This is a genomic window from Microbacterium sp. M4A5_1d, from assembly GCF_053345465.1.
Genome location: NZ_JBKFAD010000001.1, coordinates 494,568 through 509,669 on the forward strand (window position 1 = coordinate 494,568; position 15,102 = coordinate 509,669).

Annotated in this window: 14 protein-coding genes; 1 reads left to right on the forward strand and 13 read right to left on the reverse strand. The window is 69.0% G+C overall.

The window, feature by feature from the left end; translation table 11 throughout:
* Positions 1-5: 5 nt before the first annotated feature.
* From ACLBWJ_RS02350 to ACLBWJ_RS02370, 5 genes are read right to left on the reverse strand one after another with little or no spacing between them, the layout of a single operon-like run.
* A complete protein-coding gene (locus ACLBWJ_RS02350; RefSeq protein WP_447659677.1) occupies positions 6-1,295 on the reverse strand; it encodes an MFS transporter in 1,290 nt (429 codons plus the stop codon).
* Positions 1,288-2,052 (reverse strand): fumarylacetoacetate hydrolase family protein, encoded by a 765-nt coding sequence (locus ACLBWJ_RS02355; protein ID WP_404567968.1) that lies wholly within the window; start codon positions 2,050-2,052, stop codon positions 1,288-1,290. The genes ACLBWJ_RS02350 and ACLBWJ_RS02355 overlap by 8 nt, the downstream gene beginning before the upstream one ends.
* A 1-nt stretch (position 2,053) precedes the next feature.
* Positions 2,054-3,160 (reverse strand): branched-chain amino acid aminotransferase, encoded by a 1,107-nt coding sequence (locus tag ACLBWJ_RS02360; protein ID WP_112614406.1) that lies wholly within the window; start codon positions 3,158-3,160, stop codon positions 2,054-2,056.
* A gap of 41 nt (positions 3,161-3,201) precedes the next feature.
* Positions 3,202-4,254 (reverse strand): 3-isopropylmalate dehydrogenase, encoded by a 1,053-nt coding sequence (locus tag ACLBWJ_RS02365; protein WP_447659679.1) that lies wholly within the window; start codon positions 4,252-4,254, stop codon positions 3,202-3,204.
* 38 nt (positions 4,255-4,292) lie between these two features.
* Positions 4,293-5,840 (reverse strand): MFS transporter, encoded by a 1,548-nt coding sequence (locus tag ACLBWJ_RS02370; RefSeq protein WP_282502481.1) that lies wholly within the window; start codon positions 5,838-5,840, stop codon positions 4,293-4,295.
* A gap of 63 nt (positions 5,841-5,903) precedes the next feature.
* On the opposite strand from ACLBWJ_RS02370, the gene ACLBWJ_RS02375 reads away from it, so the two are divergent.
* Positions 5,904-6,449, forward strand: coding sequence for a TetR/AcrR family transcriptional regulator (locus tag ACLBWJ_RS02375; protein WP_181574124.1), 546 nt, complete (start codon positions 5,904-5,906; stop codon positions 6,447-6,449).
* A 43-nt stretch (positions 6,450-6,492) separates the two neighbouring features.
* Here the strand turns inward: ACLBWJ_RS02375 and serA are convergent, their stop codons facing one another.
* From serA to ilvD, 8 genes are all read right to left on the reverse strand, one after another.
* Positions 6,493-8,097, reverse strand: coding sequence for a phosphoglycerate dehydrogenase (gene serA, locus ACLBWJ_RS02380; RefSeq protein ID WP_269266450.1), 1,605 nt, complete (start codon positions 8,095-8,097; stop codon positions 6,493-6,495).
* A gap of 130 nt (positions 8,098-8,227) precedes the next feature.
* A complete protein-coding gene (locus ACLBWJ_RS02385) occupies positions 8,228-8,557 on the reverse strand; it encodes a hypothetical protein (RefSeq protein WP_282502480.1) in 330 nt (109 codons plus the stop codon).
* The gene (locus tag ACLBWJ_RS02390) at positions 8,557-9,024 is read right to left on the reverse strand and encodes a hypothetical protein (RefSeq protein ID WP_282502479.1); all 468 of its coding nucleotides are present in this window, start codon (positions 9,022-9,024) and stop codon (positions 8,557-8,559) included. Before ACLBWJ_RS02390 ends, ACLBWJ_RS02385 begins: the two co-directional genes overlap by 1 nt.
* Before the next feature lie 57 nt (positions 9,025-9,081).
* Positions 9,082-9,804, reverse strand: a complete 723-nt coding sequence (locus ACLBWJ_RS02395) for a hypothetical protein (protein WP_282502478.1) — start codon at positions 9,802-9,804, stop codon at positions 9,082-9,084.
* A 140-nt stretch (positions 9,805-9,944) separates the two neighbouring features.
* Positions 9,945-10,970 (reverse strand): ketol-acid reductoisomerase, encoded by a 1,026-nt coding sequence (gene ilvC / locus ACLBWJ_RS02400; protein ID WP_023951072.1) that lies wholly within the window; start codon positions 10,968-10,970, stop codon positions 9,945-9,947.
* Between the two features lie 36 nt (positions 10,971-11,006).
* Positions 11,007-11,516, reverse strand: a complete 510-nt coding sequence (ilvN, locus tag ACLBWJ_RS02405; RefSeq protein ID WP_071918201.1) for an acetolactate synthase small subunit — start codon at positions 11,514-11,516, stop codon at positions 11,007-11,009.
* 1 nt (position 11,517) lies between these two features.
* Entirely contained in the window at positions 11,518-13,320 is a 1,803-nt protein-coding gene (locus tag ACLBWJ_RS02410) for an acetolactate synthase large subunit (RefSeq protein WP_112614396.1), read from the reverse strand.
* A gap of 46 nt (positions 13,321-13,366) precedes the next feature.
* Complete coding sequence (gene ilvD / locus ACLBWJ_RS02415) at positions 13,367-15,073, reverse strand: dihydroxy-acid dehydratase (RefSeq protein ID WP_112614394.1); 1,707 nt, start codon at positions 15,071-15,073, stop codon at positions 13,367-13,369.
* Positions 15,074-15,102: the final 29 nt, after the last annotated feature.

Consider the following 15,102-nt stretch of genomic DNA (forward strand, 5'->3'; position numbering starts at 1 on the left):
AGGGTCTAGGTGCCGACGGGGTGGTTCGAACGGTCGGGCGAACGCATAGACCGGCCAGCCAGAAGTCCGCCGATCACGACGACAGCGACGACAGCGAGAGCGCACACCGCTAGACCCGCGTAGCCGAGGACGCCCAGCACTCCCCCGGCCGCGGCGGCGCCCGCGGCCCCGACGACGTTCATGATGGCGTCGCTGCGTCCCTGACGCGCGGTCCGGCGCTCCGGCGACGACGCCTCGGTGAGCAGCGCCGATCCCGCCACGGTGGCTCCGCTCCAGCCGAGCCCAAGCAGAATCAGTGAGGCAGTGACAGCGAGGGCCGAGTCGGCTCCCATCGCGGCGACGACGAGCGAGGCGGCGAGCAGAGCCTGACCGAGCAGGACCGTCGCCACGCGCCCGAGACGGTCGGCGAGGATGCCGAAGAGAGGTGACAGCGCATACATGCCGGCGATGTGCAGGCTGATGGTGAGCCCGACGACCGAGAGTTCCGCACCGTGGTGGACGAGATGCAGAGGCGTCATCGCCATGACCGACACCATGACCCCGTGCGATCCGGCGATCGCGAGCACGGCGTATCGGGCGGCACCGGGTCGGTCGGCCTGCGCCCGGCGCCTCGCCGGCGCCTGGGGTGCCTCGGCGCTCGCCGTGCGCGCGAGCAACAGCGGGTCGGGCCGCAGAGCGACGAGGTATAGGGCGATGGCCAGCAGCTGCGCGACCGCCGTGAAGAGGTACGGCCCGGTCAGGGGAGGCATCCCCACCACGTCGCCGAGCGCCTCACCGGCGCCGATCAGGTTCGGACCGAGCACAGCGCCGATGGTGGTCGCCCACACGACGATCGAGAGGTCGCGCCCGCGCGTGCGATCGGTCGCGAGATCGGTCGCGGCGAACCGGGACTGCAGATTCGCGGCCTGGCCGGCGCCGATCAACGCGAAGGCGACGAGCAGAACCGGGAACAGCGCTGCCGCCGTCCCCACGACCACGAGCGCGACGCCGACGAGCGCCAGCAGCATCCCGAGGGCGAGCGCCGGGCGTCGCCCCGACCGCGACGCGAACGAGGCCAACGGCACCGCCAGCAGAGCAGCCCCCAGCGTCACCGCAGCAGTCGGGAGACCCGCCAGAGCCTCGTCGCCCGTGAGCCGCTCGGTGATGACCGCTCCGAGCGAGATGGTCGACCCGAAACCGATGCCGCCGAGCACCTGGCCGAGCGAGAGCACGACCAGCGCGCGGCGCCGCACGACCTCCCGTGGGACGCCGGCGGACGCCGCGCTCGGAGCAGGAGTTCCGATCGTGTCAGGCATCCCGGACGATGTTGCGCAGGATGCCGAGACCATCGATCTCGACCTCCACGACATCGCCCGCGACGAGCGGACCGACGCCGGCAGGCGTTCCCGTCAGGATGACGTCGCCCGGCAGCAGCGTGAACGCCGCCGAGGCGTAGGCGATGAGGTCGGCGACACCGTGGACCATGTCCGTCAGCGGTGCACGCTGCTTCTCGTCCCCGTTGACGCGCGCCACGAGCTCGGCCTGCGACGGGTCGAACTCGGTCTCGATCGCCGGCCCGAGCGGGCAGAACGTGTCGAAGCCCTTCGCCCGCGTCCACTGGCCGTCGCTGCGCTGCAGGTCGCGTGCCGTGACATCGTTCGCGATCGAGTAGCCGAACACATGGCTGAGCGCGTCGTCGGCGGAGACGTTGCGGGTGACCTTGCCGATGACGACGGCGAGCTCGCCCTCGAAGTCCACCTGCTGCGACTGGGTCGGGCGGATGATGGCGTCGCCGGGACCGATCACCGAGGTGTTCGGCTTGAAGAACAGCAAGGGTTCCGCGGGCACCTCATTGCCGAACTCCGCGGCGTGCTCGCGGTAGTTCCGGCCGACGGCGATGATCTTGGATCGCGGGATGACGGGAGCCAGCAGCACGGCGTCGCTGAGCGCAACGCGCTCGCCCGTCGTGTCGTAGCCCGCGTACATCGGGTCGCCTGCCAGGGTCACCAGGTCGGTGCCGTCGAGGATGCCGTAGCGGATGGCCTCGTTGTGGGAGAACCGTACGATCTTCATCTCAGCCGTCCAATCGCACGAGCCAGCCGTGCTTGTCTTCGCGTCGTCCGTACTGGATGTCGGTGAGCTCTTCGCGCAGCGACAGGGCGAGCTCGCCGACCGGCTGCTCGTCGAAGAAGTCGTGGCCCTTGAGAATCCCGATCGGCGTCACGACGGCAGCGGTACCGCAGGCGAAGACCTCGACGATGTCACCGGATGCCACGCCCTGGCGCCACTCGTCGAGCGAGACGGCGCGTCCCTCGACCTTGTGCCCACGGTCGCGCGCGAGCTGCAGGATCGAGTCGCGGGTGATCCCTTCGAGGATCGAGTCGGACTGCGGCGTGACGATCGTGCCGTCCTTGTAGACGAACACGACGTTCATGCCGCCGAGCTCCTCCACGTTGCGGTCCTGATCGAGGAAGACGACCTGGTCGCATTCGTTCTCGTACGCCTCGGCCTGCGGGAGCAGGCTCGACGCGTAGTTGCCGCCGGTCTTGGCGGCGCCCGTGCCGCCCTTGCCCGCGCGGGCGTAGTCCTCGCTGAGCCAGATCGAGACAGGCTTCACACCCCCGGTGAAGTAAGCACCCGCCGGGCTCGCGATCAGGTAGTACGCGACCTTGTTCGCGGGGCGCACGCCGAGGAACGCCTCCTTCGCGAACATGAACGGCCGCAGATAGAGCGACTGATCAGCGCCGGAGGGCACCCAGTCGCCATCGACGGCGATGAGCTCGCGGAGCGACTGGATGAACCATTCGACCGGCAGCTCGGGCAGCGCGAGGCGGCGCGCGGAGCGCTGGAGCCGCCGACCGTTCTGATCGGGTCGGAAGGTGTGGACCGAGCCGTCGGCGTGACGATAGGCCTTGATGCCCTCGAAGATCTCCTGGCCGTAGTGCAGCACCGCCGCAGCCGGATCGAGGGTGATCGGACCGTACGGCTGGACGCGCGGGCGGTGCCAGCCGCCCCGGACCGACCAGCAGATGTCCACCATGTGGTCGGTGAAGTGGGTGCCGAACCCGGGATTCGCGAGGATCTCCTCGCGACGGGCAGCCGAGGCTGCGGTGAGGTTTCGCGTGACGGCGAACTCGAGGGCTTCGAGTCCGGCGTCGGGGTCGTTTTCGAGGAGCGTCATCTGTCTTCCCAGAGAATGTCGGGCGGCGGGCGGCTTCCAGGCTACGCCTGGAGTCGAGCCGTGACCGCGTCGCCGATCTGTGTCGTGGTGCGCGGGTCCGAGCTGCGGTCCGCGATGTCAGCCTCGACCGCGCGTGTCACGCGTCGAGCGGCCTCCGTGAGCCCGAGGTGATCGAGCAGCAACGAGACGGAGAGGATCGCGGCCGTGGGATCGGCCTTCTGCTGGCCCGCGATGTCGGGCGCCGATCCGTGAACAGGCTCGAACATCGAGGGGAACGCGCCGTCGGGGTTGATGTTCCCCGAAGCGGCGAGGCCGATGCCTCCGGTGACGGCGCCGGCCAAGTCGGTCAGGATGTCGCCGAAGAGGTTGTCGGTGACGATCACATCGAAACGGCCCGGGTTCGTGACCAGGAAGATCGTCGCCGCGTCGACGTGGAGATAGTCTACGGCGACGTCGGGGTGCTCAGCCGCCACCTCGTCCACGATGCGCTTCCAGATCCCGCCCGCGTGCACGAGGACGTTCATCTTGTGCACCAGCGTCAGCTTCTGCCGCCGGCGCTCGGCCAGATCGAACGCGTAGCGCACGACACGCTCGACACCGAAAGCGGTGTTCACCGAGGTCTCGTTCGCGACCTCGTGCGGGGTGCCGCGGCGGATGCTGCCGCCGTTGCCGACGTACGGCCCCTCGGTGCCCTCGCGGACCACGACGAAGTCGATCTCCCCGGGGGCGGCGAGCGGACCCGGAACGCTCGGATACAGCTTCGACGGCCGGAGGTTGACGTAGTGGTCGAGCTCGAAGCGAAGCTTGAGCAGGAGTCCCCGCTCGATGTTCGCGTCGCGCAGCCGCGGGTCGCCGGGCACTCCCCCGACCGCGCCGAGGAGGATCGCGTCGTGCCCCGCGATGGCCGCGAGGTCGTCGTCCGTGAGCGTGTCACCGGTCTCGAGGTAGCGCGCCGCACCGAGCGCGAACCGCGTCCTGTCGATGACCACATCCGTCCCCGCCACGGCCGCGTCGAGCACCTTCTCGGCCTCGGCGACGACCTCGGGACCGATTCCGTCGCCCGGAATCACGGCCAGCTTCACGACGCGCGACATCGCTCTCCTCGTTCTCGGCGAAGCGGCGCGCCGAGCGCTCAGTGCTCGGCGGGCCGCGAGTGGGATCCCTTCAGCGTAGTGGCCGCGATGATGCCTGCGCAGACGACGAGCACAGCGCCGATGGCGGCGGTCACGCCGACGCCGGAGTCGAACGCGTGCGCGGCTGCATCCATCAGCTGACGTCCGATCGGCTCGGGCAGACCCTGCGCGACGTTGACGGCTCCCGCGAGAGTCTCGCGCGCTGCATCAGCGGCCTCGGCTGGCACCCCTTCGGGGACCGCCATGCCGACGCGATACATCGCGGTGAGGATGCCGCCGAGCACCGCTGTTCCCAGCACGGCGCCCACCTCGTACGCAGTCTCGGACACTGCACTGGCCGCTCCGGCCTTCGCCGGCGGGGCGCTCGCGAGCACGAGTTCGTTCGACACCGTCTCCGCCGCGCCGATGCCCATACCCAGCAGGGCGAACGCGAGCACGAGCTCGATCATGCTCTCGGCGTCGGTCAGGAGCGCGATCATGACGTACCCGGCGGCCGACAGCGTCAGTGCCGCGGGCACGACGATGCGAGGCGACACCCGGCGCGAGATGGGCACGACTCCCAGGCCCGCGACGATCATCATGGCCAGACCGGGCACGAGCGCGAGCCCGGCCTGCAGCGGCGAGAGACCGACGATCAGCTGCAGATGCTGCGTCACGAAGTACAGGAACCCGACGAGGGCCACGACGCTCAGGAGGTTGACCAGCAGCGCACCACTGAAGGTGCCCCGGGAGAACAGTCGCATGTCGAGCATCGGTTCGTTCACGCGAAGCTGGCGCCGCACGAAGAGCCAGCCGAACACCAGCCCGAGCGCGAACAGCAGCGGCGGGGTGATGCCCCACCCCTTCACCGCGAAGTCCTTGATGGCGTAGACGATCGGCACCATCGTCAGCATCGACAGGGCGATGCTGATCGGATCGATGCGCCCCGGCCGCGGATCGCGGCTCTCGGGAACGAGGAAGGGCGCGAGCACGAGCAGCGGCACGAGTACCGGCACCGCCATGAGGAACACCGACCCCCAGCTGAAATGCTCGAGCAGCACGCCGCCGACGATCGGACCGAGCGCGGCGCCCGCCGAGAACATCGAGGCCCAGACCGCGATGGCGAGCCGGCGCTGGTCCCGGTCGGTGAAGATGCTTCGCAGCAGCGACAGCGTCGACGGCATCAGCATGGCGCCGAACACGCCCATCGCCGCCCTCGCCGCGATGAGCATCTCGGCGTTGGGCGCGAAAGCCGCCAGGGCGGAGACCGTTGCGAACCCGGTCGCGCCGACCAGCAGCATCCGGCGCCGACCGAAGCGATCGCCGAGCGACCCCATCGTCACGAGGAGTCCCGCGAGGATGAGCGGATACACGTCGATGATCCAGAGCTGTTGCGCGCTGGTGGGACTCAGGGCTCGTGCGATCTCGGGCAGCGCAAAGCTCAGCACCGTGTTGTCCACCGATACGAGCAGCACCGGCAGCATCAGCACGCCGAGCGCGGCCCACCCCCGCCAGCCGACCCGTCGGCCCTGGCCGTCTGCGATTGCGATCTCTTCTGTCAACGTCATTAGTTCACCGTCCAGCCGGTATAGTAACAGGACCGAACGCCGAGACGCGAGAGGATTGAGGACATGAGTCGTCCCCCACGCGCACGCGAGAGCGTGCTCGACGCGTACGAGAATCTCCTGATCTCCGACGGAGCCCGCGGCGCCACGATGGACGCTGTCGCCGCCGCAGCCGGGGTCTCGAAGGGAGGGCTGCTGTACCACTACGCCTCGAAGGAGGCGCTCGAGACGGCCCTCCTGGAGCGGATGATGGAGCTCGCGCGTCTCGACGTCGACGACATGGCGCAGCATCCCGAGGGGATCGTCGCGGCCTATCTCCGCACGTCGGTGATGGAGGACAGCGCGCTCGATCGCGCGCTCTTGGCCGGTTCCCGTCTGGCTCAGAGCGGTCACCCCGCCGCGAGCGCCGCGCTGCGCGACGTCCGCACCCTGTGGGAAGAGGCGCTCCGCGAGCACACGCGCGACGAGACGGCGCTGCAGCTCGTGCTTCTGGTCGGCGACGGCCTCTACTTCAACAACGCGCTGGGGGCGGGCGCTGTCGTGGGTCCACTCCCCCAGGGCGAAGACTTCGACGCACTCATCCGGCTGGTGCTCAGCGTCGCCCGACCATGACCGATGCCCGGGACGAATCCGCCCCGGGCATCGAATAGAGCACTCAGACCTCGGTCAGCTCGATCTGGCGGAACAGGTCTGCGGCCACGGCCTCGCGCATCTCGTCGAGAAGGTGGTCGGGCACCGGCGAATCGACCGTGAGCACCGAGAGCGCGCGGCCCGAGGCGTCCGGCCGCGCGACCTGCAGACCGGCGATGTTGATGCCCGCCTCCCCCAGCTTCTGGCCGTAGATCGCGACGATGCCGGGCCGGTCGGCGTAGCGCATGACGACGTGGTGACGCTCGATCGGCACCTCGACCTCGTAACCGTTGATACCGACCACCTTCGGAACCATCCGCGTTCCGGCGAGAGTGCCCTCGACCGTCAGGACCGACCCGTCGGAGAGGGTGCCCCGGAGAATGGTGATGTTGCGGTAGAGCGGGCTGTCGGCCTCGACGATGAGACGAGTCTCGATGCCGCGCTGCTCGGCGAAGAGCGGTGCGTTCACGTACGAGACGTTCTCGCTGACGATATTGGTGAAGATGCCCTTCAGCGCGGCGAGACGGTACACGCTCACGTCGTAGGCGGCCAGCTCGCCGCGGACCTCGATGTCGAGGCTCGTCAGTGCGCTGGGCGCAAGACCCGTGAAGATCTGGCCGAGCTGCTCGACGAGCGCGATGCCGGGGCGGACGAAGGGGTCGATGACACCCCCGGCGACGTTGACGGCATCGGGCACGAGGTCGCCCTCGAGAGCGAGCTTGACCGACTTCGCGACCGAGACGCCCGCCTTCTCCTGAGCCTCATCGGTCGACGCGCCGAGGTGCGGCGTGACGACGACGTTCGGCAGAGAGAGCAGCGGGTACGCCGTGCCGTCCTCCTTCGGCGGCTCGCTCGTGAACACGTCGAGCCCCGCCCCGGCGATCTCGCCGGTCGTGAGAGCGGCGTAGAGGGCCTCCTCGTCGATCAGGCCGCCGCGAGCGACGTTGACGACGTAGGCGGACTTCTTCATGCGCGCGAACTGCTCGGCGCCGATCATGCCGGTCGTCTCAGGCGTCTTGGGCATGTGGATCGTGACGAAATCGCTCTGCGCGAGCAGGTCGTCGAGGCTCAACAGCGTCACGCCGAGCTGCTGTGCACGGGTGGGAGTGACGTAGGGGTCGTATGCCACGACGTTGACGCCGAATGCCTGCAGTCGCGCAGCGATCAGCGCACCGATACGGCCGAGGCCGATGATGCCCACGGTCTTCTCGAACAGCTCGGTTCCGGTGAAGGACGAGCGCTTCCACGCACCGGTCGCGAGCGACGCGTGAGCCGCGGGAATGTGGCGCGCAAGGCTGAGGATGTGGCCGACGGTGAGCTCGGCCGCGGAGATGATGTTGGATGTCGGAGCGTTGACCACCATCACACCGGCAGCAGTTGCGGCCTTGATGTCGACGTTGTCGAGTCCGACGCCCGCGCGAGCGATGACCTTCAGCGAGGGCGCGGCAGCGATCGCCTCGGCATCCATCTTGGTCGCCGATCGGATCAGCACAGCATGCGCGTCGGCGAGAGCCGGCAGCAGCGCGGCACGGTCGGCGCCGTCGACGGATCGGATCTCGAAATCAGGACCGAGGGCATCGATCGTGGCGGGCGAGAGTTCTTCGGCGATGAGCACGACGGGCTGGGGCACGGACGATCCTCTGGAGCATGCGCAGAAGCGCGGAACGGGTGGTCGCCACGACAGCCGACGGCGGTGCGGCGGGTCGTCTCAGCCTAGCGCGGCGTCGGCGACACCCATGACCGTGTGACGTTCCGCCGCGTCAGACCGCACCGGAGGTGAGCGCGAACGAGATGACGTTGAGGAAGAACACGGACGCAAGCCCGAGGCCGCCCAGCAGAATGAGCGCGAACGCCCAGGACGGCCGGCGCCAACCGAGCGCGAAAGCCCCGGCGAAGATCACGATCGGCATCACGACCGCGGCGACGACCGCCACCCACCCGACAGCGGTGCGTGCCGGAGAGGGCGCGAAGAGGAGCGGGACCGCCGCCCAGACCGCATACGCGTAGAACAGACCGAACGCGCCCGCGACAGTCGCCACCCGCCAGACCGGGGGCGCCTTCCGTGACGGCTGCGCTTCGTTCGACACCATCAGCTCACCGCCCCGAGCGTCGCGAAGGGCCACGGAACGAGAAGCAGCGCTCCCGCGACGAGCCAGGCGAATCGAATCCACGCGCGCGAACTCCGAGTGAGGACGTAGGCGGCCGTGAACCAGATCGCCGGCGCGGCGACGGCGAGCACGAGCACCGGGATGGTGACGGCCGTCTCGATCCCGAGCAGTCCGCTCAGGTTGTGGACGCGCATGCCGCCGACGAACCAGCCGACCGAGTACAGCAGATAGATCCCGCCGAGGACACCGAGCGAGATGAGAGCAGCACTGCTCAGGCCCTCGGACGAGGGGTGCTCCGCCGACTCGGCAGGCAGGTCGGACGCCGTCTCCCTGGAATCGTTCTCCCTAGGGCCGGACGCCGCCGGCGTGGGCTGACCCGTGGCCGCGGACACGAGTGTCGGATCGTCGTCCCCCGCCCAGCTCAGGGCGTCGTCATCGCGGCTCGTCACCTGCTCAGAGTACCGCGCGACCACGGCCGGCACGGGCGCGGCGCCGTGCCGCGCCGATCAGCGACCGATCTGACGACCGCCGCGCAGCACCAGAATCGCGACACCGGCGCCGGCCAGAGCGAGCGCTCCGGCCCACGGCGCCCAGACGACGGGTCGCGTGAGTTCCTCGCCCGACCCGTCGTGCAACGATCCGACTCGGACCGCGTCGGTCCGCCCCGTCGGGTCTTCAGCGGGGACGGAAGCGCCGAGCTGCGCCGACCCGCCCACGTCAGGACCGCCGTCGATGTGGACCGCGTCGCTCGGTTCGGGGGTGGGCGTTGCCATGTCGGTGCCACGCGGCGCGAGCCGCAGCAAGGCGCCGAGTCGGATAGCAGTAGAAGCGCGCAGCTCGACCTGGGCGTCGGTCTCGATGCGCGGCGGCGTCGGCGCGGGCGGCTGCTCGACGGGCACCGTCGGCGGGGGGTCCGCCGGAGAGGACGGGCTCGGTGCCGGACTCGTGGTCGGCGCCGGAGTCGGCTCGCCATCCGTCGGCGACGGTTCGCTGGTCGGCGCCGGCGACGGCGTCTCGGTCTCACCCGGCGCGGGCGTCGGGACGCCCTCGTCCGATTCCTCATCCGGGATCACGGGCGCAACCGGGGCGTCCGATCGCGGGACGACCTCGATCTCATCGGCGGTGACCGACCAGGCGGACGGTGCGGTGATCGCCCCCGCGATCACAGAAGCTGCGACGCACACCGCCCCCAGGCGCGCGCGAGCGAACTGCTTCTTACGGACGGGCATGCATCCATCGTAAAAGGTCACGACTGTGGGGGCACGCCGAAAGCCCGGCCCCTGATGGGGACCGGGCTTCCGTGGCACGAGGCCGGGCTCGACGGGGTGCCGCCGAGGGTCGCGGAGCGGACTGTGCCGCTCGTGACGGGTCAGCGCGCGGCGCTGCCCTCGATGTAGTCGCTGTCCTGCTGCTTCCAGGCGAAGAGTCCGCGCAGCTCCTTGCCGGTCGCCTCGATCGGGTGGCCCTGCTCCTTCTCGCGGAGGCCGAGGAACTCGGTGGCGCCGTTGTCCTGGTCGGCGATGAAGCGCTGCGCGAACGCGCCCGACTGGATGTCGGCGAGCACGGCCTTCATGTTCTCCTTGACCTCCGGCGAGATCACGCGCGGGCCCGAGACGTAGTCGCCGTACTCGGCGGTGTCGGAGATCGACCAGCGCTGCTTGGCGATGCCGCCCTCCCACATGAGGTCGACGATCAGCTTGAGCTCGTGCAGCACCTCGAAGTACGCGATCTGGGGCTGGTAGCCGGCCTCGATCAGCGTCTCGAAGCCGTACTGGACGAGGTGGCTCATGCCACCGCAGAGCACGGCCTGCTCGCCGAAGAGATCGGTCTCGGTCTCCTCCGTGAAGGTGGTCTTGATGACACCCGCGCGGGTGCCGCCGATGGCCTTCGCGTACGAAAGCGCGGTGTCCCAGGCCGAGCCGGACGCGTCGCGCTCGACGGCGATGATGTCGGGGATGCCGCGACCCGCGACGAACTCGCGGCGCACCGTGTGGCCCGGGGCCTTCGGGGCGACGAGGATGACGTCGACGCCCTCGGGAGCGTCGATGTAGCCGAAGCGGATGTTGAAGCCGTGCGCGAACGCGAGGGTCTTGCCCGCCGTGAGCTTGTCCTTGATGGAGTCGGCGTAGATCGAGCGCTGGTGCTGATCGGGAGCCAGGATCATGATGAGGTCGGCCCACTCTGCGGCATCCGCGACGTTCTTGACCTCGAAGCCCTCGTCCTGCGCCTTCGCGGCCGACTTCGAGCCGTCCTTGAGCGCGATGACGACCTCGACACCGGAGTCGCGGAGGTTCTGGGCGTGGGCGTGTCCCTGCGAGCCGTAGCCGACGATCGCGACCTTCTTGCCCTGGATGATGGACAGGTCGGCGTGGTCGTCGTAGAAGATCTCGGCCATGTTCGTGTGTTTCTCCTTGATTCGTGGTTCGGAAGGTCAGCCGCGCAGAACGCGCTCGGTGATGCTCTTGCCGCCGCGCCCGATGGCGAGCAGGCCGGACTGGGCCAGCTCCTTGATGCCGAAGGGCTCGAAGGCGCGGAGGATCGCGTCGATCTTGCCGCGGTCTCCGGTCACCTCGACCACCAGCGCGTCGGGGGCGTAGTCGACGATCGCGGCGCGGAACAGGTTCGCGACCTCGATCACGTTCGAGCGGGTCTGGTTGTCGGCCCGCACCTTGATGAGGATGTGCTCGCGCTGCACCGACGACGAGAAGTCGAGCTCGACGATCTTGATGACGTTCACGAGCTTGTTCAGCTGCTTGGTCACCTGCTCGAGCGGCAACTCCTCGACATCGACGACGACCGTGATGCGCGAGAGCCCCGGCACCTCGGTGACGCCGACGGCGAGCGACTCGATGTTGAAGCCGCGTCGGGCGAACAGCCCGGCGACACGGGTCAGCAGACCCGGCTTGTCCTCCACCAGGAGGCTCAGCACGTGGCGCGACATCTCAGGCCTCCTCGTCGAATGCGGGCGCGTGCTCGCGGGCGTACTGGATGTAGCTGTTGCTCACACCCTGCGGGACCATCGGCCACACCATCGCGTCGGCGCTCACGACGAAATCGATCACGACGGGGCGATCGTTCGTCTCGAGGGCGAGCTTGATGGCGTCGTCGATCTGGTCCTCGGTCTCGACCCGGATGGCGAGGCAGCCGTACGCTTCGCCGAGCTTGACGAAATCGGGGACGCGCGCCGTTCCGTGGCCGGTGTTCAGGTCGGTGTTCGAGTGACGGCCATCGAAGAACAGCGTCTGCCACTGCCGCACCATGCCCAGCGACGAGTTGTTGATGATCGCGACCTTGATCGGGATCTGGTTGATGACGCAGGTCGCGAGCTCCTGGTTCGTCATCTGGAAGCAGCCGTCGCCGTCGATCGCCCAGACGACGCGCTCCGGCTGAGCGACCTTCGCACCCATGGCAGCGGGCACCGCGTAGCCCATCGTGCCGGCGCCGCCGGAGTTGAGCCATGAGTTGGGGCGCTCGTACTTGATGAACTGTGCGGCCCACATCTGGTGCTGGCCGACGCCCGAGGCGTAGACGCCCTCGGGGCCTGTGAGCTCGCCGATCCGCTGGATCACGTGCTGCGGCGACAGCAGCCCGTCGGTCGTCGGGGCGTAACCGAGCGGGAACTCCTCGCGCAGCCCGTCGAGGTAGGCCCACCACTCGGTCGTGTCGGGCTTGCCGTCACCGATGACGCCGCGGAAGGCCGACTCGAGGTCGACCAGCACGTCGCGCACATCGCCCACGATCGGGACGTCGGCGAAGCGGATCTTCGAGATCTCGGCCGGATCGATGTCGACGTGCACGACCTTGGCGTGCGGCGCGAACAACGACGCCTTGCCGGTCACACGGTCGTCGAAGCGCGCACCGAGGGCGACGATCAGATCGGACTCCTGCAGCGCGAGCACCGCGGGCACCGTGCCGTGCATGCCCGGCATGCCGAGGTGCTGCGGGTGCGAGTCGGGGAAGGCGCCGCGCGCCATGAGCGTCGTGACCACGGGTGCGCCGGTCGCCTCCGCGAGCGTCAGCAGCTCGTCGGATGCGCCGCCGCGGATGACACCGCCGCCCACGTACAGCACGGGCTTGTGCGACTCGGCGAGAAGCTGCGCAGCCGCTTGGATCTGCTTGCCGTGCGCCTTGGTCACCGGACGATATCCCGGCAGGTCGATCTTCGGCGGCCAGACGAACGGCGCGCTGTTCTGCTGAGCGTCCTTCGTGATGTCCACGAGAACCGGGCCGGGGCGGCCGGTGCCGGCGATCTCGAAAGCCGCGGCGATCGCGCCGGGGATCTCCTCGGCGGTCTTCACGAGGAACGAGTGCTTCGTGATCGGCATCGTGATGCCGACGATGTCGGCTTCCTGGAAGGCATCCGTGCCCATGAGGGTCGAGAACACCTGCCCGGTGATGCAGACGAGCGGGACGGAGTCCATGTACGCGTCGGCGATCGCCGTCACGAGGTTGGTCGCGCCCGGGCCCGAGGTGGCGATCGCGACGCCGACCCGGCCGGATGCCGCGGCGTAGCCCTCGGCCGCGTGCCCTGCACCCTGCTCGTGACGGACGAGGATGTGGCGCACCGCCTCGTCGTCCATGAGCGGGTCGTAGACGGGCATGATCGCGCCGCCCGGGAGCCCGAAGACCTCGGTGACGCCGAGATTGTCGAGCGATCGGACAACGGCCTCTGCTCCCGTGATCACGGGTGCCGAGGGTGTGCGGGACGGCGGCCGGGGAATGGCCGCGGAGATGTCGGTGGACATGGTGATGAACCTCGCTGGAGAAGAGGAGACGATGTCGGAGCCGAAGTCAGCCGGTGGTCGCGCCCTCCGCGGCGGAGCGCACGAGCTTGGAGTACTTGGCCAGAACGCCACGGGTATAGCGCGGGGGAAGAGGGGCCCAGCCGTCACGGCGGGCGTTCAGCTCAGCCTCGTCGACGAGTAGGTCGAGGGAGCGAGCCGCGATATCGACCCGTATCAGATCACCATCGCGCACGAATGCGATGGGACCTGCGTCCACCGCTTCGGGTGCTATGTGGCCGATGCACAGGCCGGTTGTGCCGCCTGAGAATCGTCCGTCCGTCAAGAGTAGTACATCTTTTCCGAGCCCGGCGCCCTTGATGGCGGCGGTGATGGCGAGCATCTCGCGCATGCCCGGTCCACCCTTCGGGCCTTCGTAGCGGATGACGATGACCGAGCCCGGCTCGATCTCACCGTTCGCCACGGCATCCATCGCCGCGCGCTCGCGCTCGAACACACGCGCGGGCCCCTCGAACACCGCGGCGTCGAAGCCTGCGGTCTTGACGACGGCGCCCTCGGGGGCGAGCGACCCGTGCAGGATCGTGATGCCGCCGCTGGCGTGGATCGGGTTGTCGAACGTGTGGATGACCTTGCCGTCGATCGGCTCCGGGTCGAGGTCGCGGAGGTTCTCGGCGAGAGTCTTTCCGGTCACGGTCAGAGCGTCGCCGTGCAGCAGCCCCTCGTCGAGCATGGCCTTCATGACGACGGGGATGCCGCCGTGCCGGTCGACGTCGTTCATGACGTACTGGCCGAAGGGCTTCATGTCCGCGACGTGCGGCGTCTTGTCGCCGATGCGGTTGAAGTCGTGCAGGCTCAGGTCGACCTCCGCCTCGCGGGCGATCGCGAGGAGGTGGAGGACGGCGTTCGTCGAGCCACCGAGGGCCATGACGAGGGCGATCGCGTTCTCGAACGCCTCCTTCGTCAGGATGTCCTTCGTCGTGATGCCCTGACGCAGGAGGTTGACGACGGCCTCGCCCGAGCGATGGGCGTAGTAGTCGCGACGGCGGTCGGCCGACGGCGGCGCGGCGGAGCCCGGCAGGCTGAGGCCGAGGGCCTCGCCGACGGAGGCCATCGTGTTGGCGGTGTACATCCCGCCGCAGGCACCCTCCCCCGGGACGATCGCGCACTCGATGCGCTTGAGGTCCGCCTCGCTCATCTTTCCGGCACGGCACGCGCCGACACCCTCGAACGAGTCGATGATCGTGACGTCCTTCTCGGTGCCGTCGCTCAGCTTGACCCAGCCCGGCATCGTCGAGCCGGCGTACAGGAAGACGCTCGACAGGCCGAGGCGCGCGCTCGCCATCATCATGCCGGGGATCGACTTGTCGCAGCCGGCGAGCAGGACCGTGCCGTCGAGGCGTTCGGCCATGATGACGGCCTCGACCGAGTCGGCGATGACCTCGCGCGACACGAGGGAGAAGTGCATGCCCTCGTGGCCCATCGAGATGCCGTCCGAGACGGAGATGGTGCCGAACTGCAGCGGGTAGCCGCCGCCCGAGTGGACGCCCTCCTTGGCACCCTGCGCGAGCCGGTCGAGGCTCAGGTTGCAGGGGGTGATCTCGTTCCAGCTCGAGGCGATGCCGATCTGGGGCTTGTCCCAGTCCTCGTCGCCCATTCCGACGGCACGGAGCATGCCTCGGGAGGTCGTGGCTTCGATGCCGTCGGTGACGGCACGACTGCGGGGCTTGATGTCGATGGTCTCGGAGCTGTCGGACATTCTCGAATTCTATGCCCGTGCGGCAGGGC

What these genes read in the sequence shown, in the direction of transcription:
- ACLBWJ_RS02350 (WP_447659677.1), bottom strand. Translation starts at nt 1,295, where the DNA reads ATGCCTGACACGATCGGAACTCCTGCTCCGAGCGCGGCGTCCGCCGGC.
- ACLBWJ_RS02355 (WP_404567968.1), bottom strand. Translation starts at nt 2,052, where the DNA reads ATGAAGATCGTACGGTTCTCCCACAACGAGGCCATCCGCTACGGCATC.
- ACLBWJ_RS02360 (WP_112614406.1), bottom strand. Translation starts at nt 3,160, where the DNA reads ATGACGCTCCTCGAAAACGACCCCGACGCCGGACTCGAAGCCCTCGAG.
- ACLBWJ_RS02365 (WP_447659679.1), bottom strand. Translation starts at nt 4,254, where the DNA reads ATGTCGCGCGTCGTGAAGCTGGCCGTGATTCCGGGCGACGGAATCGGT.
- ACLBWJ_RS02370 (WP_282502481.1), bottom strand. Translation starts at nt 5,840, where the DNA reads ATGACGTTGACAGAAGAGATCGCAATCGCAGACGGCCAGGGCCGACGG.
- ACLBWJ_RS02375 (WP_181574124.1), top strand. Translation starts at nt 5,904, where the DNA reads ATGAGTCGTCCCCCACGCGCACGCGAGAGCGTGCTCGACGCGTACGAG.
- ACLBWJ_RS02385 (WP_282502480.1), bottom strand. Translation starts at nt 8,557, where the DNA reads ATGGTGTCGAACGAAGCGCAGCCGTCACGGAAGGCGCCCCCGGTCTGG.
- ACLBWJ_RS02395 (WP_282502478.1), bottom strand. Translation starts at nt 9,804, where the DNA reads ATGCCCGTCCGTAAGAAGCAGTTCGCTCGCGCGCGCCTGGGGGCGGTG.
- ilvC (WP_023951072.1), bottom strand. Translation starts at nt 10,970, where the DNA reads ATGGCCGAGATCTTCTACGACGACCACGCCGACCTGTCCATCATCCAG.
- ilvN (WP_071918201.1), bottom strand. Translation starts at nt 11,516, where the DNA reads ATGTCGCGCCACGTGCTGAGCCTCCTGGTGGAGGACAAGCCGGGTCTG.
- ACLBWJ_RS02410 (WP_112614396.1), bottom strand. Translation starts at nt 13,320, where the DNA reads ATGTCCACCGACATCTCCGCGGCCATTCCCCGGCCGCCGTCCCGCACA.
- ilvD (WP_112614394.1), bottom strand. Translation starts at nt 15,073, where the DNA reads ATGTCCGACAGCTCCGAGACCATCGACATCAAGCCCCGCAGTCGTGCC.